Origin of the sequence: Pseudomonas sp. LjRoot277, assembly GCF_964253845.1 — a bacterium.
Taxonomy (GTDB): Bacteria; Pseudomonadota; Gammaproteobacteria; order Pseudomonadales; family Pseudomonadaceae; genus Aquipseudomonas.
The window spans coordinates 3,468,064-3,490,730 of sequence record NZ_CAXURI020000001.1 but is presented as its reverse complement, the minus strand read 5'-3'; the positions used below and the strand labels follow the sequence as shown (position 1 = coordinate 3,490,730).

20 protein-coding genes are annotated in these 22,667 nt (G+C 60.1%); 9 read left to right on the top strand and 11 right to left on the bottom strand.

The window, feature by feature from the left end; translation table 11 throughout:
- Nucleotides 1–98: 98 nt before the first annotated feature.
- Nucleotides 99–917 (top strand): DeoR/GlpR family DNA-binding transcription regulator, encoded by an 819-nt coding sequence (locus ACSQ87_RS16430; protein WP_223430984.1) that lies wholly within the window; start codon nt 99–101, stop codon nt 915–917.
- 4 nt (nt 918–921) lie between these two features.
- Here ACSQ87_RS16430 and otnI read toward each other — a convergent pair whose 3' ends face one another.
- The 6 genes from otnI to ACSQ87_RS16400 all read right to left on the bottom strand — a co-directional run bounded on the left by otnI (nt 922) and on the right by ACSQ87_RS16400 (nt 6,368).
- Nucleotides 922–1,704: a 2-oxo-tetronate isomerase gene (otnI, locus tag ACSQ87_RS16425; RefSeq protein ID WP_223430985.1), complete on the bottom strand. Its 783-nt coding sequence runs from the start codon at nt 1,702–1,704 to the stop codon at nt 922–924.
- A gap of 26 nt (nt 1,705–1,730) precedes the next feature.
- Nucleotides 1,731–3,191 carry a GntT/GntP/DsdX family permease gene (locus ACSQ87_RS16420; protein ID WP_223430986.1) on the bottom strand — a complete coding sequence of 487 codons (1,461 nt, stop codon included), beginning with the start codon at nt 3,189–3,191 and terminating at the stop codon, nt 1,731–1,733.
- Nucleotides 3,192–3,364: 173 nt separating this feature from the next.
- On the bottom strand, nt 3,365–4,003 hold the full coding sequence (gene otnC / locus ACSQ87_RS16415; RefSeq protein ID WP_056742280.1) for a 3-oxo-tetronate 4-phosphate decarboxylase: 639 nt from the start codon (nt 4,001–4,003) through the stop codon (nt 3,365–3,367).
- Entirely contained in the window at nt 4,000–5,292 is a 1,293-nt protein-coding gene (gene otnK, locus ACSQ87_RS16410; protein ID WP_223430987.1) for a 3-oxo-tetronate kinase, read from the bottom strand. Before otnK ends, otnC begins: the two co-directional genes overlap by 4 nt.
- Nucleotides 5,293–5,302: 10 nt before the next feature.
- Complete coding sequence (gene ltnD / locus ACSQ87_RS16405) at nt 5,303–6,208, bottom strand: L-threonate dehydrogenase (protein WP_223430988.1); 906 nt, start codon at nt 6,206–6,208, stop codon at nt 5,303–5,305.
- A complete protein-coding gene (locus tag ACSQ87_RS16400) occupies nt 6,201–6,368 on the bottom strand; it encodes a hypothetical protein (protein WP_223430989.1) in 168 nt (55 codons plus the stop codon). Before ACSQ87_RS16400 ends, ltnD begins: the two co-directional genes overlap by 8 nt.
- 471 nt (nt 6,369–6,839) lie before the next feature.
- Between ACSQ87_RS16400 and ACSQ87_RS16395 the strand changes: the two genes are divergently transcribed.
- The gene (locus tag ACSQ87_RS16395) at nt 6,840–7,487 is read left to right on the top strand and encodes an MliC family protein (protein ID WP_223430991.1); all 648 of its coding nucleotides are present in this window, start codon (nt 6,840–6,842) and stop codon (nt 7,485–7,487) included.
- 68 nt (nt 7,488–7,555) lie between these two features.
- Here ACSQ87_RS16395 and ACSQ87_RS16390 read toward each other — a convergent pair whose 3' ends face one another.
- The 5 genes from ACSQ87_RS16390 to ACSQ87_RS16370 all read right to left on the bottom strand — a co-directional run bounded on the left by ACSQ87_RS16390 (nt 7,556) and on the right by ACSQ87_RS16370 (nt 13,460).
- Nucleotides 7,556–8,740, bottom strand: a complete 1,185-nt coding sequence (locus ACSQ87_RS16390) for a patatin-like phospholipase family protein (protein WP_223430993.1) — start codon at nt 8,738–8,740, stop codon at nt 7,556–7,558.
- 100 nt (nt 8,741–8,840) lie between these two features.
- Nucleotides 8,841–9,305, bottom strand: coding sequence for a MaoC family dehydratase (locus tag ACSQ87_RS16385; protein WP_223430994.1), 465 nt, complete (start codon nt 9,303–9,305; stop codon nt 8,841–8,843).
- A gap of 59 nt (nt 9,306–9,364) precedes the next feature.
- Nucleotides 9,365–10,465: an AI-2E family transporter gene (locus ACSQ87_RS16380; RefSeq protein WP_150658108.1), complete on the bottom strand. Its 1,101-nt coding sequence runs from the start codon at nt 10,463–10,465 to the stop codon at nt 9,365–9,367.
- Between the two features lie 78 nt (nt 10,466–10,543).
- Entirely contained in the window at nt 10,544–11,179 is a 636-nt protein-coding gene (locus tag ACSQ87_RS16375; RefSeq protein WP_046049845.1) for a response regulator transcription factor, read from the bottom strand.
- A gap of 4 nt (nt 11,180–11,183) precedes the next feature.
- A complete protein-coding gene (locus ACSQ87_RS16370) occupies nt 11,184–13,460 on the bottom strand; it encodes a PAS domain-containing sensor histidine kinase (protein WP_223430995.1) in 2,277 nt (758 codons plus the stop codon).
- A 231-nt stretch (nt 13,461–13,691) separates the two neighbouring features.
- On the opposite strand from ACSQ87_RS16370, the gene ACSQ87_RS16365 reads away from it, so the two are divergent.
- From ACSQ87_RS16365 to ACSQ87_RS16335, 7 genes are all read left to right on the top strand, one after another.
- Nucleotides 13,692–15,314: an acyl-CoA synthetase gene (locus ACSQ87_RS16365; RefSeq protein WP_008146420.1), complete on the top strand. Its 1,623-nt coding sequence runs from the start codon at nt 13,692–13,694 to the stop codon at nt 15,312–15,314.
- 132 nt (nt 15,315–15,446) lie between these two features.
- Nucleotides 15,447–15,773 carry a DUF485 domain-containing protein gene (locus ACSQ87_RS16360; protein ID WP_008146418.1) on the top strand — a complete coding sequence of 109 codons (327 nt, stop codon included), beginning with the start codon at nt 15,447–15,449 and terminating at the stop codon, nt 15,771–15,773.
- Nucleotides 15,773–17,443 carry a cation acetate symporter gene (locus ACSQ87_RS16355; RefSeq protein ID WP_223430996.1) on the top strand — a complete coding sequence of 557 codons (1,671 nt, stop codon included), beginning with the start codon at nt 15,773–15,775 and terminating at the stop codon, nt 17,441–17,443. Before ACSQ87_RS16360 ends, ACSQ87_RS16355 begins: the two co-directional genes overlap by 1 nt.
- 64 nt (nt 17,444–17,507) lie before the next feature.
- The gene (locus ACSQ87_RS16350; protein ID WP_223430997.1) at nt 17,508–19,280 is read left to right on the top strand and encodes an acyl-CoA dehydrogenase C-terminal domain-containing protein; all 1,773 of its coding nucleotides are present in this window, start codon (nt 17,508–17,510) and stop codon (nt 19,278–19,280) included.
- Nucleotides 19,281–19,408: 128 nt separating this feature from the next.
- A complete protein-coding gene (locus ACSQ87_RS16345) occupies nt 19,409–20,677 on the top strand; it encodes an OprD family porin (protein WP_223430998.1) in 1,269 nt (422 codons plus the stop codon).
- Between the two features lie 204 nt (nt 20,678–20,881).
- Complete coding sequence (phaR, locus tag ACSQ87_RS16340) at nt 20,882–21,424, top strand: polyhydroxyalkanoate synthesis repressor PhaR (protein WP_317851612.1); 543 nt, start codon at nt 20,882–20,884, stop codon at nt 21,422–21,424.
- Nucleotides 21,425–21,802: 378 nt separating this feature from the next.
- On the top strand, nt 21,803–22,663 hold the full coding sequence (locus ACSQ87_RS16335) for a c-type cytochrome (protein ID WP_223431000.1): 861 nt from the start codon (nt 21,803–21,805) through the stop codon (nt 22,661–22,663).
- Nucleotides 22,664–22,667: the final 4 nt, after the last annotated feature.

The following is a 22,667-nucleotide window of genomic DNA, read 5'->3' as shown; positions in this document are numbered from 1 at the left end:
GTCATTGTCGCCCGGCCCCGTCCCATCGCCGCGCTACTGATCCCGCCACAGATTCGCTACTATGTTTGACCGTCAGCTTTCCTTAATCTGGAGCCCGAATGCCTAATCAAAAGGACATCGCCGCCGAAAGCGGCGCACCGATGATTCCTGAACAGCGTCGTGAATTGATGCTGCGACAGTTGCGCAAGCATCAGGTGCTGAGCGTGCATCAGTTGATGGAAATGTTCGACTGTTCGCACATGACCATACGTCGCGATATCGCGCTGTTGGAGCAGGAAGGTCGGGCCTATTCGGTAACGGGTGGGGTGCGGATCGCCAGCCAGCTCCATAGTGAGCCCAGCCATCAGTTCAAGGCGGTGGTCGAGTTGCCACAGAAGCAGTCCATGGCCAAGCTCGCCGCCCGGCTACTGCATGCCGATATGACGATCTACCTGGATGCGGGAACCAGCACGCTGGAAATCGTCCCCTACATCAAGGCGCTGTCCGGCATGACTGTGGTGACTAACGACTTCGGCATTGTCCAGGCGCTGATCGAAGCCCCCCATGTCACGGTGATTCATACCGGCGGGCAGCTGGATCACTCCAATCAATCGTGCGTGGGCGGCCTGGCGGTGGCCACCTTGCGCCAGGTCGTCACGGACATCGCGTTCATATCGACCAGCTCTTGGGATTTGCGTCGCGGCCTCACCACGCCTTCGGCGCTGAAGGTGGAGGTGAAACAAGCTGCGATGCAATCGGCCTCGCAAGTGGTGCTGGTGGCCAGCAGCTCGAAATACGGCACATTCAGCATGTACAAGATTGCCGGGTTAGAGCAGTTCGACATTATCCTCAGCGACGATGCATTGGCCCCGGCCGCGGCCGATGGCATTCGCAAACAGGGAGTCGAACTGTTGTTGCCTTCTGATAGCAACGCGTAGGGCGTTAGCGCGCCTTCCAGTCACGCAGCCACTGCAAGCCGGCCGATGTGTTACCACGCGGCCGGTATTCGCACCCTACCCAGCCGTCATAACCCAACTGGTCGATCAGCTCGAACAGATACGGGTAATTGACTTCTCCCAGGTCCGGCTCATGTCGATCCGGCACGCCGGCGATCTGGATGTGGCCAATGCCGTCGAAGTCCCGACGCAGTTTGGTGGCCAGGTCGCCCTCGACGATTTGGCAGTGATAGCAGTCGAACTGAACCTTCAGGTTACTGGCGCCTACTTCCTTGCAGATAGCCTGGGCCTGGTCCTGCCGATTGAGGAAAAAGCCCGGCATGTCTCGTGTATTGATTGGCTCCAGCAGCACCGTGATGCCAGCCTTGGCAGCCTGCGCGGTAGCGTAAGCCAGATTCTCCAGGTACACGCCGTGATGCCGTGGGCGATCGCTTTCCGACGGCAGCAGGCCGGCCATCACATGGATGCGTGAATTACCCAGCACCGAGGCGTATTCCAGCGCGCGATCAAAACCGCTACGAAATTCACTCTCACGGCCCGGCAACGACACCGTGCCCCGCTCGCCCGCCGCCCAATCACCGGGCGGCGCGTTGAACAGTGCCTGCACCAGGCCGTTGTCGCTCAAGCGTTGCTTGAGTTCTTCAGCGCTGTAGTCGTAGGGAAACAGATACTCCACCGCTTCGAAACCATCGGCGGCCGCGGCGGCGAAGCGATCCAGAAACGCATGTTCCGGGTAGAGCATGCTGAGGTTGGCAGCAAAACGAGGCATGGTAGCTCCTACAGGTCGACAGTTCGTTAGACAAATGGCCAGATCAGCAGGGTAATACAGAAACCCAAAGTGCCGAGCAAGGTGGTCAACACCGTCCAGGTGCGCAAGCCGTCGGCCACGCTCAGTCCGGACAGCTTGGTGAAGATCCAGTAACCGGCATCGTTGATATGGGACATGGCCAACCCGCCACCGCCCATGGCCAGGCACAGCAGCGCCATGTGGTTCGCAGTGAGATCGAGGGTCGCAATCAGCGGGCTGATGATGCCGGCGGTGGTCACCAGCGCCACCGTGGTCGAGCCCTGCACCGCGCGCAACAGCATGGTCAGCAGAAAGCCCAGCGCCAGCACCGGCAGACCGGTGGTGCGCAGCATATCGGAGACTACGGCGCCGATTCCGGTATCCACCAGCACCTTGCCAAACACCCCGCCGGCACCGGCAATCAGGATCACCATGGCCACACCGGGCAAGGCCGAACCGATCACGTCGGACACCTGAGTACGGCTCCAGCCCCGACGCGAACCCAGCAACCAGGCACACAGCAAGGTGTCGATCAGCAGCGCCACCAGCGGCGCGCCGAGCACGGTCATGATGCCGCGCAGGGTCGATTCGGCAGGCAGCAACGAGGTGGACAGCGTTCCCAGCAGGATCAGAATAATCGGCAACACAATCAGGCTGACGATCAAACCAAACCCTGGAGGGGGTGCCGGCGGCAACTTGGAAACGATGCTGCTGGTGGACTCTTCCAGACCCATGTGCGACACGGCCACAGCCGCGCGCTCAGCACTCTTGTCATTACCGTTGGACCAGGCGGCCAAATCTTCGTTGGTGACATGCGGGCCATAGACCTCGGCACGAATATCGTCGGTCATCGGGAACACCCGACGGGTCATGCGCCCGGCCACGCGGTAGCCGACATAACAAAGGAACGCAGTCAGCGGCAGGCCGAACATCAGCACGCGACCCAGGTCCGCGCCCAACTGACTGGCAGCGGCCACTGCGCCCGGGTGTGGCGGCAGAAAGGCGTGTACGGTCAACAAGGCCGCGCACATCGGCAGCGCGAACACCAACAGTGGCTTACGCGCACTGCGCGCAATGCCATAGGCCAGCGGCATCAGGATGATCACGCCGACCTCGAAGAACACCGGCACCCCGACCATGAACCCGGCAATCGTCAGCGCCAGCGGTGTACGCCGGTTGCCGAATCGAGTGATCAGGGTCTTGGCCAGCGCCTCGGCACCGCCGGAGAGCTCGATGATCCGCCCGATCATCGCGCCCAAGGCAATGATGATCGCGATATGGCCCAGGGTCTTGCCCATGCCGCCTTCGATGGTCGCCACCAGATCGGCCGGTTTCACCCCGGCCACCAGCGCCACCAGAATGCTCACCAGCATCAAGGCCACGAAGGGTTGGAACTTGTACTTGAGCACCAGGAACAACAACAGCGCGATGCCCACCGCTGCGGTAATCATCAGGACTAAAGGGCTCATTTCAGAACCCCTCCACGCCGGGTAAACGAAACGGTTCTGCCACTGAATCTGAAGTGAGTCATGCTTGGATTTCCTGTTGTTATTGTTTTTTAGGCAAGCCGGGTCCATCGAGAGTCGCTGCGCGCCTCATGTACAGGGCCTGCTGTATCGATTTGTCGTGTTAAGCCAGCGCTTTACCAGGTCGCGCCGAAGGTCTCTCGCAACTCGTCCAGAGCCGACTGGTCGAGAGGTTCCGGTTTGGGATCGCTCATCAGCCAGAGCCGCGCGGTTTCCTCGAGCTCCTCCAGGGCGTAACTGGCCCTGGAGACCGAACTTTCCCAGACCACCGGGCCAAGCCGTTCGAGCATCACGCCGCGAACACTATTGGCCAGTTGCGCGACTTGCTCGGCAACCTTCGGCGAACCGGGTCGCTGGTAGCCAATCAACGGGATATGCCCGACTTTCATCACCTGATATGGCGTCAGCGGCGGCAGGATGTCGTCCGCCTGCCAGACACCGGCCAGCGTCAACGCCACCAGATGAGTGGAATGGGTATGCACCACGCCGCCGACACTCGGGTTGCGGTCGTAGACCTGGCGGTGCAGCGCCAGGGTCTTTGAAGGCTTGTCACCGGACACCCATTCGCCGGCCAGATTGACCTTGGCGATGGTCGCCGGATCGAGGCGCCCGAGGCAGACATCGGTCGGTGTGATCAACCAGCCGTCGTCCAGGCGTGCGCTGATATTGCCGGCGCTGCCGACGGTGTAACCGCGCTGGTAAAGGCTACGGCCAACCTCGCAGATTTCCTCACGCAGGGCGCTTTCGTTACTCATTGCGCACCTTCCGCAAGTTGGTTCAAGGCTTTGCTGAAGAAGTCGCGGCCACCGAAGTTGCCCGATTTGAGTGCCAACGCCAAAGGTTCGTCAGTACTGCTGACGGTCGCCGGCACACCCGGATCGATCTGCGCGCCGATCTGCAGCAGCTGTACGCCCAGCGCCTGAACCACAGCACCCGAGGTTTCTCCTCCGGCGATCACGAAGCGACGCACGCCGCTCTGGCGCAGACCTTGGGCAATTTCGCCAAAAGCGTTTTCCACCAGACTGCCAGCCTGCTCGACACCCAGTTGCTGTTGCACCGACTTGACCTCATCCGGTGAGCTGGTGGCGTAGATCAAAACGGTTTGATCGTTATCACGGGCGAAGGTCAAGGCTTGCGCCACCACCGGTTCACCCGCAGCCAAGGCCAACGGATCAATGCGCAAGGCCGGCCGCCCGGCTTCGAGCCAGGCCGCCACTTGTCCATTGGTGGCGATCGAAGCACTGCCGGCCAACACCACTTCCCCGCCGAATACCGCCGGGAGCTTCGAGGCATCGAGGTCGCGCAGCTTGCCGGCGCGACGGAAATTTTCCGGCAAACCCAGGGCCAACCCCGAACCACCCGTCAACAACGGCAGATCGGCACAGGCGGTACCGAGGGTGTACAGATCGCTGTCCGACAAGGCATCAGCGATTGCCATGCCGACACCTTGAGCCCTCAGCTCTGCGATTCGCGCACGCACCTGCTCAGTGCCGCGGGCAATGGTGTCGTAGCGCAACAGGCCGACATTCAGACCGGTCTGCGATTGCAGGACCCTAACCAGGTTGGCATCGGTCATCGGCGTCAGCGGGTGATGCTGCATGCCCGACTCGCTGAGCAGTTGATCCTGCACAAACAAGTGGCCGCGAAAGATCGTCCGGCCATTTTCCGGGAACGCCGGACAGGCCAGGGTGAAGTCACTGTCCAGCGCGGCCAGTAGCGCCTCGCTGACCTGGCCGATATTACCGGCCGCGGTGGAGTCGAACGTCGAGCAGTATTTGAAGAAGATCTGCTCGCAGCCTTGTTCGCGCAGCCAGGCCAGCGCGGCGAGGGACTGTTCGACCGCGTCGGCGACAGGAATGGTGCGCGACTTCAGCGCAATGACGATCGCATCGGCGTCAAGCCCGGCGGCAATGTCTGCGCTCGGAATACCGATGCTTTGCACGGTACGCATTCCGCCGCGCACCAGCATGTTGGCAAGGTCCGTGGCACCGGTAAAATCGTCGGCGATGCAGCCCAGCAGCGGGCGTGCGGTGGAGGTAGTCATGGGGTGTTCCTCAAACGGGCTCGGGCTTGGCTGTCGGCAATTCGATGCCCGGGAAAATCTTGATCACCGCCGAATCGTCCTCACGGCCGAAGCCGGCACTGGATGCCTGCATGAACATCTGGTGAGCGGTGGCCGACAGCGGTAGCGGGAATTTGCTGGCCCGGGCGGTATCCAGTACCAGGCCCAGGTCCTTGACGAAAATATCCACCGCGGACAACGGTGTGTAGTCAGCCTTGAGAATGTGCGGTACGCGGTTTTCGAACATCCAGGAATTACCGGCGCTATGGGTGATCACCTCATACAACGCATCGGCATCGACCCCTTCACGCAGGCCCAGCGCCATGGCTTCGGCAGAGGCGGCAATATGCACCCCGGCGAGCAGCTGATTGATGATTTTGACCTTCGACCCCAGGCCATGGACATCACCCAGGCGATAAACCTTGCCGGCCATGCCCGCCAGGATCGACTCAGCCTTGCTATAGGCGTCGGCTGGACCCGAGGTCATCATGGTCATCTCGCCAGCGGCCGCCTTGGCGGCGCCACCGGAAATCGGTGCATCCAGATACAGCAGGCCCAACGCGGCCAGGCGCTGGCCCAGATCCACCGCGTAAGTCGGGGCTACGGTGGCGCAGCCGATCACCAGACTGCCCGGCCGCAGTGCGGCCACGGCACCACCCTCACCAAACAATACGGTTTCGGTCTGCTCGGCGTTGACCACCACGGTCACTATCACGTCGCACTCAGCGGCCATGTGCGATGGAGAAGAGCAAGCCACACCGCCCTCCCCGGCAAACTGTTCAGTCACCGCAGCCCGCACATCACAGGCATGCACATTGAAACCGCTGCGCAACAACGAGCGAGCAATGCCCAGGCCCATCGCGCCCAGACCGACAACACCGACATTCTTGTTATTCATGGGGTACTCCAGTGGAAAGCAGCGACTGCTTGCGCGCCTGCAAGGCGCAGACATTGGCCGCGTTGTAGAGAGGGCTGCGGTAGACAGGATCAGCGCCGAGCGGATAAACCCGCTGAGGGGCGCTGTCATTCAGCACATGAGTCGGGATCTCATCGAACATCAAGGCAATCCTGTTTTTGTCGAGTTATCAGGTTGTCATACCGGCTGATGGAGATCATCTACCAATGATCAGATTATGTGAAGTATTTTTTCAATCTAACATTTTTTAACATCACCTGCGGATCCTCGGTAATTCCATACTTGATCTGTAGCAGCTGTCGAGCTTGCGAGGCTGCGTCCGATTGCGCAGCAGTCGCAAACCCTGAGCACGCGGTTTTCCTGATACACCGCATTGCCTGATTTCACGACTGCTGCGCAGCCGGACGCAGCCTCGCAAGCTCGACAGCTGCTACAGAGCCGAACGCAGGCTTCGTCAGCGGCTACAAGGCATGCGTTTCTGCGCCCGGCGGTGTGGCAAGTTTTGAACACTGACTTACACTGCGATACACCCAATGCGAACGAATGAATGTCCAACAGATCGATAGGTTCCATGGCAATCCGGGGATCACGTCATGATCTGGGTGAAGCCAAGATGAAAACGGTCACGACCCTTTTCACCTGTCTGCTCGCTGCCAGCGTTTGCGCGGCGACGAGCACCTGCGCGAATGCTGCGTCGTTCAAGACCAGCTTCGACTGCGCCACGGCAAGGGCATCCGTCGAAAAGCTTATCTGTCGCGATTCGCAACTGGCACAGATGGATATCGAACTGACGCGTCTTTATCGCCTGGCGCTCACAGATGAACGTTCAGTACCGCGGCCAGACAAAGTCTTGATCGACCAGCAGTTCTGGATCGACTCCCGTAATCAGTGTGCCTCGGACCGTGAGCCCAAGGCGTGCACGATCCGAAGTTATGCCGAGCGCGCGCACCAGCTACGCCAAGGCTCGGCCATTGTGAGAACCAAGGATCCAGACAGGCTCACCGAAGGCCCCCTGGCTTTTCGTTGCACAGGGTTTAACGCGCTGATTTCCGCCACTTTCTTCAACACGCAGCCAAGTGTCGTGTACCTGAAATGGGCGAACACCTCGATCACCCTGAACCAGGTACCGAGTGATTCGGGAACCCAATACACCGGCAAGGATTCCCAAGGGAACTACCGCTTCTGGCAAGAAGGCAACGGGGTCATTTTCCAGAAGCCAGGTTCAGGGGCGATGAGTTGTACGGCCGAGCCGGTCAGCTGATTATCAAGCGTCGCTATACCAATATTTCAGCCGCGACACTTTTGCGTTACGGCTTAACTGACTGGCTCTCACGTACTCGGCGATTTATGCCACGGATAGCCTTCCGCGCTGAGTTGAAAGGCGTAATCGAACAAGCGCTTCATGTACTCGCCATCGAATTTATGAGCGCGAGAAGTATCAAAATCGGAGCCGATGTACGCCAGATTGAAGTCCGCCCCATCCTGCTGTGCAATTCGGTAAATGCGATCCAGATCGCTGATCCCCTGAGTCTGGATCAATGCGCTGATGGCGCGACCGCCGATGCTCAAGGTGCGGCGCTTCGTCCCGGACCACTGCAACTCCAGTTTGCCGTTGCGAATGACATAGAAATGCCGTTCATCACGCAAGCGCGCCCCGGTCACGCGGTTCAGCGCCATCACAGTGCCGGGTGGGTAAAGGAACACCTGAGTCAGGACGCCTCCGTCCACGTGCATTTCCTGAAACTGTTGGCCGTCAACCTCCACGTCGATCATGACGGGTGAGACGGCGCCGGGAATACTCATCGACGCGACCATGATGTTGCGAAACAGGTCGAGCGCGCCCGGTGCCTGGCTGGAGGCAATAGCGCCCATGTTCCAGGTGACCGGGCGTCCTGAATCAAGGTCGGTGGTGCCGATCATCAGCAGTCGTCCTTTGGCGTATTCCGACGCGATCGCCGCAAGAACCTCAGCAGTGATGTGCTGTGCAATCAGCCGCGACAGAGGCTTGCTGTGCGCGATACCGTCGCTGGCAAGACGGGTCAGCACATTACGCGCATGGAAAATGTCTTTTGGACCGACTGCATTGCAGATACCCAGAATGACACCGTCGTACTGGGGCCCCAGGTAGGCGAACGGGGCGACCAGGGCGCCAGCGCTAATGCCGGTGACGACTTTGAACACGGGACGAGACCCATGCAGGGTCCATCCCGCAATGATGCCCCCCGCGAATGTGCCTGCATCGCCGCCCCCCGAAACGGCCAACATGCTTGCCAGCGGCAGGGTGTCATTGGGCATCCCTGCGCTGGCGAGCGCCGCGGCTTCTCGAACGTTGGCCTGACTCACATCCCGAATGAACGGCGTCAGATCCTGGTCCAGCCAGTAGCGAGCATCCGGAATGCCAGGGATGAGCGCTTTTTCGGTTAACGTTGGCGGCACCGCATCTCGGCGTTGCAGGCACGCTTGACGCAACATGTTCAGCGTTGAGGCGCTAGGTCTGAGCAGGAATGTTTTCACCACGCCGCCTCCGGCCCCTGCAATCGACAAAGAACGCGCTCAATGTAACGGCAAGACGCCTTGCCGATCACGCACGCTCCACACACCCATGACTGGTTTCTCAATCAGGCGCCGGTCTTCTGAAGACCAGCAGTTTGCCGGTGGCTCGCTGCACGACCTTGTCGTTTTGATTGAGTGTTTCCATGAACAGGGTCACCACACCCCGGTCTGGTTTGGTGCTGGATGGATCGATGGCCTGCACGGTGCATTGCAGACGCAACAGATCGTCCGGGTAGGTCGGCGTCGGCCAGCTCAACTCAATGCTCAGGCCGATGATCCCGCCTGCCAATGGCACGCTTTCCACCAGCAGCTTCATGGTCAGGGCGGCGGTGTTCCAGCCACTGGCTGCCAGACCTCGGAACAGGCTCAGCTCGGCGGCTTCAGGATCGAGGTGAAACGGTTGCGGGTCGAATTCCTGAGCAAAGGCCAGCATCGACGCTCGATGGACACGCAGGCTGTCGCTTTCGAACTGCTGACCCATGCTCAGGTCATCGAGGTAGAGTTTTTCCCAGGAATGGACGGACATGATTCAACCCTTCCACGTTGTGGCCTGAACACCTTTCATGCTAGCGCAAGCCCGGGCAGTCATAGCGTCGGCGGGACGTCCGGTCTGTTCTGCGGTTGATCTTCCACCCATTGCCAGAACAACTGATAGCCGACCGCAAGCACCACCGGGCCAATGAACAGACCGAGGATGCCGCTGGTGACCATGCCACCCAAGGCACCGATCAGCACCACCGGCATCGGCACATCGACACCGCGCCCCAGCAGCAAGGGCTTGAGTACGTTATCCACCAGGCCGGCAACGAACACATAGATGGCGAAGATGATGGTCCACGTGCTGGCCCCCTCGGTGGTGAACACAAAGGCAATCACGGGCAGCGTAATCAGTGTCGCCGGCAATTGCATGATGCCGAGCAGCAGCACCGCCAAGGCAAGCAGCCCGGCACCGGGGACGCCCATGAGCACGAATCCGATGCCCACCAGCAGCATCTGGATGAAGGCGATGCCGACCACCCCCAGCGCAACCGCACGGATCGTTGCGGTACACAGCTCGGCGATTTTCGGCCCCTTGCCCGGATCGCTGATGCGGGTCGCGATCTGTACCGCGCTGCGGCTGCCGGCCTCGCCGTAGGCCATGAAAATGCCGGCGATGATCAATGCAAAGATAAAGGTGAGGAAGCCCATGCCGACGCCGGCCAGTTTGCCCAGGAAACTCACGCTGAAATGTTTTATCTGCGGCAGGTACTTCGCTGCCAGGTCGGGAAGATCGGTTGAGGCCTGCAGCCATAAAGCAGAGACCGGCTTGCCCACTAAGGGCCAGTCAGCGACTGAGTCAGCGGGTGGCGGAATATGGAAATTGCCGTCCTTGACGGTGGTCATGGCATGCGCGACCGAATCGGCAATCGAGGTGACCAACAGATAGATCGGCACCATGAGCACAACGATGGCGATCAGCACAATCAGCGTCGCAATGTGGCCGTCTTTCTGACCCAGCGACCCCTTGAGCCGCTCTTGCAATGGATAAAGGGTGATCGCCAGGATCAGCGACCACAGCATGAGGTCGCGGAACGGGCTGAAGATCTCAAAGCAGAACATCACCATTACGGCAATCAGCCCGGCACGGATCAAAACATCGAGCAGACTGCGCGTGAACGCCTTTTCAGAACTGGATGTGGGCACCATTGCTGCCTCCTTGCAGATCGCTGCAAAGGTAAGAGATCGGTTAGCCCAGCATAGACGTTCATTAGAAAACGCGAGCAATCACCGCAGCTTCAGCGGATCGACCAGTTCAGCGGCGATGGCCATGCCCACCAGGTCCGGCAAGGTATTGGCCTGCATGCGTTTCATCACCCGCGAACGATACAGGTCGACGGTTTTTGCGCTCACGCCCAGTTGTTCAGCGATTTCACGGGTGGTGTAACCCTGGACCAGCGGCAGCAAGACATCGCGCTCCCGTGGGGTCAGTGTCAGCAAACGTGCCTGCAAGGCTTCATGGCCCTGATTGCCTGAACGGTTTGCCGCGCAGTTGCTGAGCGCCTGTTGCACGCTGTCCAGCAGCAATTGCTCGTTATAGGGCTTCTCGATGAAGTCATGGGCGCCCGCCTTGAAGGCGCGAACCACGATCGGCACGTCCGCGTGCCCGCTGACGAAGATGATCGGCAGGTTCAGCTCACGTGTGCGCATTTCTTCCTGCACGTTCAAACCGCCCATGCCGGGCATGCGAACATCGAGCAGCACACAGGCATCGAGCGTGGCATCACAAGCATTGAGAAACTCCACGCCACTGGTAAACGGCAAGGCCTTGAGCCCTACCGATTCCAATAACCAGACCGTTGAGTCGAGCATGCCTTGATCGTCGTCGACCACATACACCACGTGCTCCGTCACACCTGCCATTACGTTATTCCTGTTGTTGTTTTGTTGGGCCGGCCAGCGGCAAACGGCAGCACATCAGCAGTCCGATCGGTTGGCGTAGGGCCTGCAATTCGCCACCGAAACCTTCGATGATGCTGCGGCTCATGGACAAGCCAAGTCCCAGGCCATCGGCCTTACTGGTATAGAACGGGGTAAATATCTGCTCCAGTTCGGGCTCGCTGACGCCCGGTCCCTGGTCTTGCACACTGATTTCCACGGTTGCACCACCGCCCTGCCCCGCAGCCATCACGATCAGCGAAGGTTGCCCCGGATGTTGTTCGCGGTTGGCGTCGATGGCATTGCGCAACAGATTGAGCAGCACCTGTTCCAGCAGCACCCGGTCGGCATAAATCGGCGGCAGATTATCCGGCAGGCGATCCTCGATTGTCACTTGGCAATTGCTCGCTTCCCAGGCACACAAACGCACGGCCTCGCGGGCGACGTCGGTGAAATTCAGGGCCTGCATCCGGCGTTGTCCCTTGCGCAGAAACGCGCGCAAACGTCTGATCACTTCCGAGGCGTGCGTGGCGTGATGGGTAATGCGCTCCAGCCCTTGCGCCACTCGGGCAGCGGCTTGGGGATTGGAATCCAGCGTCTGTAAATAGCGCTGGCTGGCATTGGCGTAATTGACCACCGCTGCCAACGGCTGGTTGATTTCGTGAGCGATGCCCGAGGCCAACTCACCCAGGGTGACCAACCGCGCGGTGTGCGCCAGTTCGTCCTGATGGCGGCGCTGTTGCACCTCTCGCAGTTCACGTTCGGTCATGTCCCGCGCCACCAAGGAGTAATAACGCTCGCCGCCGGCCGAACGGTGCGCCAGCAACACCAGCGATACCGGCACTGAAGTGCCGCCCCCCGGTGGCTGCAATCGCGCATCGGTGCTCCAGACACCGTCGCGTTCGGCGCTGCTCCAGCCATCACGCTGCAGACGTGCCAGGTCGCCGCTGGCAAACAACTCCGCCAGAGCCGGCATCGGTTGTTGCTCGTCGATCCCGAGAATGCGCCGCGCCGCTGGATTGAGGTAAGTGACTTGCCCCTCGGGGTCGATGAACAACACCGGATCGATGTTGGCTTCGACGACCTCCGCCAGGCGCCGCTTGTTCTCCTCGGCTTGCACACGGGCGGTAATGTCCCGGGACACGCTGACCACTTCGACCACTGTCCCGGTGTAGGTCTCACGAATCGCCCGGCTCGCGGTTTCGAACCACAAGTAATGCCCGTCGCGATGACGAATGCGATAGGTCATCGTGTGATAACCGTCCTGCTCCAGGGCATCCCGTGCGCGCTGCACCAGACTGGCCAGGTCCTGACCATGGAACAAACCCTGGGCCATTTGCCCGCGCAACTCTTCCGGCCAATAACCGAGCAATGTCCAGGACGCGGGCGAGGCATCCAGAAAGCGCCCGTCCGGAGTGTGTCGGGAAATCAGGTCTGTGGTGTTCTCGATGATCAGCCGGTACAGCCGCCGTGCCGTGGCGGCTTCGCGCTCGGCCAACACTTGCGCTGTGGCATCGCGGCAACGGGCGAGCACGCGGTTGTCCTGGGGATCGGGGATAAACGTCCAGATCAGGATCTGCGCTTCGAACTGGGCTTCGACCCCATCGATGGCGCGTTGCTGGTCGAGGCAGGCACGAACCAGCACCCGGTGATTGACCGGTAGAAAACCCAGCACATCAGTCAGCGGTTTTTCGGCGAGCAGTGCCAATAGCGCGGCATTGAATTCCAGCGGCCGGCCTTGGGCATCGAGCAACAGACTCGGCTGTGGATCGTGACCCAAGAGCGGCGAGCCGCGCAGCATACCGTTGACGCTGTTCAGCAAGGTCGTCAGCAAGTCCTGCACCCAACCCAGCCAATCAAGACTCACGCCCTCGCACACTTCCACCAGCAACAACCCCGGCTGCCCCGGTTGCAAAGCCAGATCAAACACCTGGCCATGACTGATGGCGGCCCGACGCAATCGACCGGACAACCAGCAATCGAGTTGCCGCACTTGCGCCAGATCCAGGCGCCCCGCCTCGACTAGCCGATCAAACAGCAACTGGTCGCTGGCCAGCGACGGGTCACCCAGGCCCGGTGGAAAATGTTGGGCGGCGCCCTCGTGGCTGTAAATCCGCGCATTAGGTTGCCAACTCAGATAAACCGCCCGGCGCACCTCGGGACATTCCTGCAACGCACGACACAACGCATCGGCCCGGGCGGCCAGAGACACACCCTCGCGCTGCAGGCGCAACCAGCTGTGCAATCGAACGGGAGTCAGGGTCATCACAGGTCCGCTTCGTTGGGGGAGCCAAGGATATACCGGCCTTGGCGGTGTGACTGTATTGATTTAGATCGGCCAGAATCAAATATAGTACATATCCTATATGACGTAGGTTGTACTTCCATATCGGTAGCTGAATGTTATATAAAGCAAACCGGACATAAAAGGTGCCCTCAGCGGCGACGCTGCAAGGGTCACCTATAGAGCTAACAATCAGCCACCGAGTACCCGTACATGTCGATCTATGAACAAGGGCTAGGCCCTGCGGCTGTCAATCATATTGCCTTGTCTCCGCTCAGCTTCATCGAGCGCACCGCCAGCGTTTATCCGGACTACCCCGCCGTCATTCATGGTTCTATTCGCCGCACCTGGGCGCAGACCTACACCCGCTGCCGCCGTCTGGCTTCGGCGCTGGCCGGTCGCGGCATCGGCAAGAACGACACGGTAGCGGTGATGCTGCCGAACATTCCCGAGATGCTTGAAGTGCATTTCGGCGTGCCAATGATTGGCGCGGTGCTCAACCCGCTCAACGTGCGTCTGGACGCCGAAGCCATCGCCTTCATGCTGCAGCATGGCGAAGCCAAGGTGCTGATTACCGACCGCGAGTTCCATGATGTGATTCACGCGGCGATCGGCATGCTCGATCACCCGCCACTGGTGATCGACGTCAATGATCCGGAATACGGCGAAGGCCAGGCGGTCAGCGATCTGGACTATGAAGCGCTGTTGGCCGAAGGCGACCCGGCTTTTGCCTGGCAGTGGCCGGCGAACGAATGGCAAGCCATCTCGCTGAATTACACCTCAGGCACCACCGGCAACCCCAAAGGCGTGGTTTACCACCATCGCGGTGCATACCTGAACTCGTTGGGCAACCAGATGACCTGGGCCATGGGCAACCACCCGGTCTACCTCTGGACCCTGCCGATGTTCCATTGCAACGGTTGGTGCTACCCGTGGATCATCACCGCCATGGCTGGGGTGCATGTGTTTCTGCGCCGCGTCGATCCACAGAAAATCCTCACGCTGATCCGCGAGCATCAGGTCACCCATCTGTGCGCTGCGCCGATCGTGCTCAACGCCTTGGTCAACATGCCAGAGTCGGCTAAAGCGGCGATTGATCACCCGGTCAACGCGATGGTCGCCGGTGCCGCACCGCCGGCCAAAGTGATCGGTGCCGTGGAAGAAATGGGCATCAAGGTCACCCACGTGTATGGCCTGACCGAAACCTATGGCCCGGTGACGCTCTGCGCCTGGCACGCCGAATGGGATGAGTTGCCGCTGGACGAACGAGCGCAAATCAAATCCCGTCAAGGCGTGCGCTACCCGACGCTCGAAGGCGTGATGGTCGGCGACTCGAAGACGCTGGAGCCGACCCCACGAGACGGTCAGACCATCGGTGAAATCTTCATGCGCGGCAACACCGTGATGAAGGGCTACCTGAAGAACCCGACCGCCACGGCCGAAGCGTTCGAAGGCGGCTGGTTCCACACCGGTGACCTGGCGGTTTGTCATCCCAACGGTTACGTCGAGATCAAGGACCGACTCAAGGACATCATCATTTCCGGCGGCGAGAACATTTCCACCATCGAACTGGAAGGTGTGCTCTATCGCCATCCAGCCGTCATGGAAGCGGCCGTCGTCGCCCGTCCCGATGAGAAGTGGGGCGAAACGCCCTGCGCCTTTATCACGTTGAAGGCTGATCACCAGGACGTTCGCGAGGCTGACATCATCAGTTTCTGCCGCGAACACCTGGCCGGCTTCAAAGTCCCGCGCACCGTGATTTTCACCCTGCTGCCGAAGACTTCCACCGGCAAGATCCAGAAGTACGTTCTGCGCGACAGGGCCAAAGCGCTCTAACCGAATCGACGTTGTACCCGTCAAGCGGCCGGTGTTTTTACCGGCCGCTTCGGGCTCGTGCAGGCCGGATTCGGCGCTGCCCTGCCCTTGAATACCAAAAGCACCGATAACAACAACAAGGTGGAGCCACCCATGATCGACATCCATTCAACCGATACCCAACGCTGTGAACGCATTCGGTCCAACCCGAAATTCCTTCAATTGGTGAGCAGCCGTTCGCGTCTGGCCTGGTCACTCAGCGCTGCGGTGTTGGGCACTTACTACGCGTTCATGCTGGTAGTGGCGTTTGCCCCGCAGTGGCTGCATGCGCCGCTCGCCGAGCATCGGATGTTGACCCTGGGCATGCCGGTTGGCGCGGCGATCATCATTTTTTCCTGGCTACTGACCGGTTGGTACGTCTACAGCGCCAACACACGTTTCGATGCACTGGGCGCCGCCATTCTCGAGGAGAGCAAGTAATGAACCTGCTCCGTAAACTTCTCCTCGCCGCTGCCGGGCTCTTGCCGGCCTCCTTTGTGCTGGCTGCACCCGCGCTGGGTGCGGTGGAAAAACAACCGCTCAACCTGCACGCGATCGGCATGTTCTTCCTCTTCGTGCTAGGCACGCTGGCCATCACCTGGTGGGCGGCGCGGCAAACCAAATCCACGTCTGACTTCTATACCGCGGGCGGTGGCATCACCGGGTTCCAGAACGGCTTGGCGATTGCCGGCGACTACATGTCCGCCGCCACGCTGCTGGGGCTGTCCAGCCTGGTGTTTGCCAAGGGCTACGACGGCTTCATCTATACCATCGGCTTCTTCGTCGGCTGGCCGATCATCACCTTCCTGATGGCCGAGCGTCTGCGCAACCTGGGGCGCTACACCTTTGCCGACATCGTGTCCTATCGACTGGACCAGAACAAAGTGCGGATCTTCGCCGCGTTTGGTTCGTTGACGGTGGTGTGCTGCTACCTGATCGTGCAGATGGTCGGTGCCGGTCAGTTGATCAAGTTGCTGTTCGGCCTCGACTACCCGGTTGCGGTGGTGATCGTCGGCGCGCTGATGCTGGTGTACGTGATCTTCGGCGGCATGATCGCCACCACCTGGGTGCAAATCATCAAGGCTGTGTTGTTGCTTGCCGGCGGTACGACCCTGGCGTTCATGGCCATGTCGCAATTCGGTTTCAGCTACGAAACCCTGGCCACCAAAGCCGTCGAAGCCCATGCCAGCGGCTGGAACATCATGGGCCCCGGCTCAATGCTCGCCGACCCGATCAACACCGCTTCGATGTCGTTGGGCCTGGTGTTCGGGATTGCCGGCCTGCCGCACATTCTGATGCGCTTCTTCACCGTGCCTAACGCCAAGGAAGCGCGCAAGTCGGTGTTCTACGCCACCGGTTTCATCGGCTTCTTCTTCCTTGTTGTCTGCACCCTGGGCTTTGCCGCGATGGTGATCATCGGCACCGACCCGCAGTACTACGTTAATGGCGAAGTCGGCGGCGCCTTGATTGGCGGCGGTAACATGGTTGCCATGCACCTGGCCAAAGCAGTCGGTGGCAACCTGTTCTTCGGTTTCCTCTCGGCCGTGGCCTTCGCCACCATTCTTGCGGTGGTCTCCGGGCTGGCCCTGGCCGGTGCCTCGGCGATATCCCACGACCTCTACGCCACAGTATTCAAGAAAGGCAAAGCCACCCAGAAGCAGGAAATGCGCGTGACCCGTATGGCCACTGTCGGCCTGGGCATCATCGCGATTCTGCTGGGTATTCTGTTCGAGAAGATGAACGTCGCGTTCCTGGTGGGCCTGACCTTCGGCATCGCCGCATCGACCAACTTCCCGGTGCTGATCATGGCCATGTACTGGAAAGGCTTGACCACCAAAGGCGCGATCATCGGTGGTTTCGCCGGCCTGATCTGCGCACTGGTGTTGGTGATCCTCTCGCCAGCCGTCTGGGTCACCGTGCTCGGCCATGCTCACGCGATCTTCCCGTACGACCACCCGGCACTGTTCTCCATGCCGCTGGCGTTCGTCGTGATCGTCGCGGTGTCGAAACTCGACCGCAGCGTGCGGGCCGACAAGGAGCGTGACGCTTACGCCGACCAGTTCGTTCGCGCCCAGACCGGCCTCGGTGCCGCCAGCGCTTCCGCTCATTGATTGAAAGGGCACGGCCTGCTCAAGCGGCGCCGTGCCCATCGCACAACCTTTTGAGGTTCACGTTATGCCCGAATTCAACGCCCCTCTGCGCGACATGCGCTTTGTCTTGCATGAAGTGTTCGATGCCCCGGCCCTGTGGGCACGCCTGCCAGCCCTGGCCGACAGTGTCGACGCCGCCACCGCTGACGCCATTCTTGAGGAGGCGGCCAAAATCACCTCTCACCTGATTGCGCCATTGAATCGCAGCGGCGACGAGGAAGGCGCCCAGTGGGTCGATGGCCAGGTCAGCACGCCGATCGGTTTCAAACAGGCTTATGCCACCTACATCGAAGGCGGCTGGGTGGGCCTTTCCGGTAACGCCGATTTCGGCGGCATGGGCATGCCGAAAATGCTCGCCGTGCAGTTTGAAGAAATGCTCTACGGCGCCAACTCAAGCTTCGCCCTGTATTCGGCGTTGAGTTCCGGTGCCTGCCTTGCGCTGGATGCCCACGCCAGCGACACCCTGAAAAACCTCTACCTGCCGCCAATGTACGAAGGCCGCTGGGCCGGTTCCATGTGCCTGACCGAAGCCCACGCCGGCACCGATCTGGGGATTATCCGCACCCGCGCCGAACCACAGGCCGATGGCAGTTTCAACATCACCGGCAGCAAGATCTTCATCACCGGTGGCGATCAGGACCTGACCGAAAACATTGTCCATCTGGTGCTGGCCAAACTGCCGGACGCACCGGCGGGACCAAAAGGCATCTCACTGTTCGTCGTGCCCAAAATACGGGTCAATGCCGACGGTTCCCTCGGCGATGCCAACGCCGTGAGTTGCGGTTCGATCGAACACAAGATGGGCATCAAGGCCTCGGCCACCTGCGTGATGAACTTCGACGGCGCCAGCGGCTGGCTGGTCGGCGAAGCCAACAAAGGCCTAGCGGCGATGTTCACCATGATGAATTACGAACGCCTGTCCATCGGCATTCAGGGCATTGGCTGCGCCGAAGCGTCCTATCAGAGCGCTGTCGCCTATGCACGTGAACGTGTGCAGAGCCGCGCGCCGACCGGTGCCATTGCCCCGGACAAAGTGGCCGACCCGATCATCGTTCACCCCGACGTGCGCCGCATGCTGCTGAGCATAAAAGCCATGACCGAGGGCGGCCGTGCGTTCGCCAGTTATGTCGGCCAACAACTCGATCTGGCGAAGTTTTCCGATGACGCCAAGGAGCGGGACAGCGCGCAAACCCTGGTCGCGCTGCTGACGCCGGTGGCCAAGGCTTTCTTCACCGACACCGGCCTGGAAAGCTGTATCAACGGCCAGCAAGTGTTCGGCGGCCATGGCTACATCCGCGAATGGGGCCAGGAACAATTGGTCCGTGACGTGCGCATCGCGCAGATCTACGAAGGTACCAACGGTATTCAGGCCCTGGACCTGCTCGGGCGCAAAGTGCTCGCCGATAAGGGCTGCGCGCTGCGCCAGTTCACCGCTGAGATCCGTCATTTCGCCCATCAGCCTGACGCGCCCTACTCCGCTCAACTGTTCGATGCCGTGCAGCGTCTGGAAGACCTGAGCGACTGGTTGCAGGATCAGGCCGCGACCAACCGCAACGAAGTCGGCGCCGCTTCGGTGGAGTATTTGCACCTGTTTGGTTACGTCGCCTATGCCTGGCTTTGGGCACGCATGGCGCAGGTTGCCAAGCAAAAGCTGCACGAAGACGAAGGGTTTTATAGCGCGAAAATCGCCACCGCCGACTTCTATATCCACCGCTTGCTGCCGCGCATTTTGAGCCTGGAGCAATCCATCCGTGCGGGCAGTGCCTCGTTGTTTGGCCTGAGCGCCGAACAGTTCTAACGATTGAACCGCACGCGGCGCCACGCTCCTATCTTTTTGGCGTTCGCGTTTTTTATCGATAAGCCCTCGCCCACCTGGCGAGGGCCGCGGGACCTGTCTTTCCATAATAAAAACAAAGGGGCTTCACCATGGACCGCAACACCCGCAATCTCGCTGCCCGACTGTTGCTGGCCGGCGGCGTCATCAGCCTCTCGGCCCCCGCCGCTGCGGACTTTGTCAAAGACAGCAAGGCCAGCCTTGAGCTGCGCAACTTCTATTTCAACCGTGACTATCGCCAGGACAACGCTCCCCAATCCAAACAAGAGGAATGGGCCCAGGGTTTCCTGCTGCGCTATGAGTCGGGATTCACCGACGGTTTGATCGGTGTCGGTTTCGATGCCATCGGACTGCTGGGCGTCAAGCTCGATTCCAGCCCTGATCGCGCAGGCTCCGGCCTGCTCAAACGTCACCGCGACACGAGCAAAGGTGCTCAGGACGAGTACGGCGAACTGGGCCTGACCGCCAAAGTGCGTGCCTCGAAAAGCACACTGAAACTCGGCACCCTGCTACCGAAACTGCCGACGGTCTTGGCCAACGATTCACGGCTGTTGCCACAAACCTTCAAGGGCGGTCAGTTGACCTCGCTGGAAATCGAAGGCCTGACCGTGGATGCCGGGCGACTGACGCAGGTCAATCAGCGCGACTCCTCGGACTACGAGGACATGGGCATCACCCGAACCGGCGCCAAGGGCATCACCACACGTCATCTCGATAGCGACAGCTTCGATTTCGCCAGCCTGAACTACAAATGGACCAGCAACCTCGCCACCGGCTACAGCTACGGTCACCTCGACAATTTCTACAGCCAGCACCTGGTGAACCTGACCTACGTGTTGCCGGTCACAACCGGACAGTCGCTGAAGACGGATCTGCGCTTCGCCCGCTCCACGGACGATGGTGGCAGCAATGTCGATAACAATGCCATCGGCGCGATGTTTACCTACAGCCTCGGCGGGCATGCGTTGGGCCTGGGTTACCAAGGCATGAGCGGCGACACTGGCTACGCGTACGTCAACGGCACCGACGCCTTCCTGGTGAACTTCGTGCAAATCGGCGACTTCGCCAGCAAGGACGAAAAGTCCTGGCAGGCACGCTACGACTACAATTTTGCGGCCATCGGCGTTCCGGGGCTGACCTTCATGACTCGCTACCTCACCGGCGACAATATCGACCTGGGCGGCAACCGACCGGAAGGCAAGGAATGGGAACGTGATACCGACATCGGCTATGTCGTGCAGAGCGGGCCGCTGAAGAATGTTGGGGTGAAATGGCGTAACGCGACGGTTCGCTCGACCAACTTCGGCAGCGATCTGGATGAAAACCGCCTGATCGTCAGTTACACCCTGCCGATCTGGTAAGTCAGTTCTGGCAGCACAAGGGGGGACTCGCTTGACGGCGCAGTCTCCTTTTTGCTGCTGGATTTGTGTGGTGATGGCGGGCCTCTTCGCGAGCAAGCCCGCTCCCACATTTAACCGCATTCTCATGGGAGACTCGGTCAAGAGTGGGAGCGGGCTTGCTCGCGAAGGCGGCCTCAAAAACACCAATGGTGATTGTAGGTTAAGATGCCTGCAAACCAGGCCCGCCGCGAGACGCCCCGCATGACTGATACCACCCCCCGCCTGATCAAGAAGTACCCCAATCGCCGACTGTATGACACCCACACCAGCAGTCATTTGACGCTGGCGGACATACGCCAGTTGGTGGTCGACAAAATTGACTTTCAGGTGGTCGATGCGAAGAGCGGCGAGGACCTGACGCGCAGCATCCTGCTGCAAGTGATTCTGGAAGCTGAAAGCGGCGGTGAGCCGATCTTCACCAGCGAGATGCTGATGGGGATTATCCAGTTCTACGGCCCTTATCAGGGGGTTCTCGGCAGCTACCTGGATAAAAGCATCCAGACAGTCATCGACATCCAGTCCCAGACCGGCGCGCAGTCGTCCGAAGCCTGGAGCACCTTCATGCACCAGCAGGCGCCGGTGATGCAGGACCTGATGCGCCAATATGTCGACCAGTCGAAGGCGCTTTATCTGAACACCCAGAACCTGTTTGGCATGTTCGGCGGCAAGCCAGATGCTGATGGCGGAAAGAAAAAAGACGGTGAATGAAGGACTCCCGATTCATTGACAGCCGCGCGACGTCTACTAGGCTCACAGTCATCCTGCCTCTCCCACTGAACCACGGTACTTGAACGCAAGGCCTGGTGAAGTCGTCAATCTTTAGCACCTGTTCGCAGCTGTTCGAATGCAGACCTCAAGCAATCGTCAGTACAACGGGCTAACGCTCTTTCGCGCGCATCAATACTTGATGCGTAACGCGAATGACCCTGCACTTTCCACCTGCACTTTCACATTGGGAGGCAGTCGTGCAAACAGTCTTGAAGCTCGTCAGCTATGCAGTGCTCGTGCTGATGGCCAGCGCGGTCGTCTATGCCGGAGTGATCGGCATCACCTATTGGACCGGTATCGGCGTATAGGGAGTTCGCAATGAACAAACGCCAGACACGCTCATTCGCACTGATATCGACAGCGATTGCCGCTGTGGTGTTTCTGGGCATGACTGTTGACAGTCACCGGCAGTTCCCCACATTGACCAATGCCCAGCAAATCACGCCGCAGGTGACTCGCGGGAAGGATGTCTGGCATCAATACAATTGCATCAATTGCCACACACTGTTCGGCGAGGGTGCTTATTACGCCCCGGACCTGACGAAAATCACCCAGCAGCGCGGCGCCCCTTACCTCACTGCGTTCCTCAAAGACCCCTCAAAGTTCTATGACGAGAAACGCCATCGTCGTCTGATGCCGAACCTGAAACTCGGCGATGAGGAAATCGCCGATTTGATCACCTTCCTCGACTGGGTGAGCAAGGTCGACAATCAAGGCTGGCCACCGCGCCCGATTCTGGTGACCGGTGCGTCGATCCCCGGCATGGACCTCACCGTGGCACAGCAGAATGCCACCGGCGGCGACCAACCACCTCCCGCCGCCCGCCCGGTGTCCGGCAAGGAAGACCCGATCGCCCTGGGCGAGGCACTATTTCGAACGACCGCAACGCCGGTGTGCAGCGCTTGCCACTCGATTGCGCCGGGCGTCAACCTCGCCGGGCCATCACTGGCCGGGTTGGCCAGTCGGGCCAAACAGGTCATCGCCTCGCCTGACTACAAGGGCAAGGCCAAGGACGCCGAAGGTTTCATCCGCGAATCCATTGTCACGCCGAGTGTTTACCTGCATCCGGGCGACATGTTTTCCGCCAACGGCATGTCCTTCATGCCGGACACCTTCGCCAAATCGCTAACGCCCGAACAGATCGATCAACTGGTCGCCTATCTGGCGTCGTTCCAGTAACCGC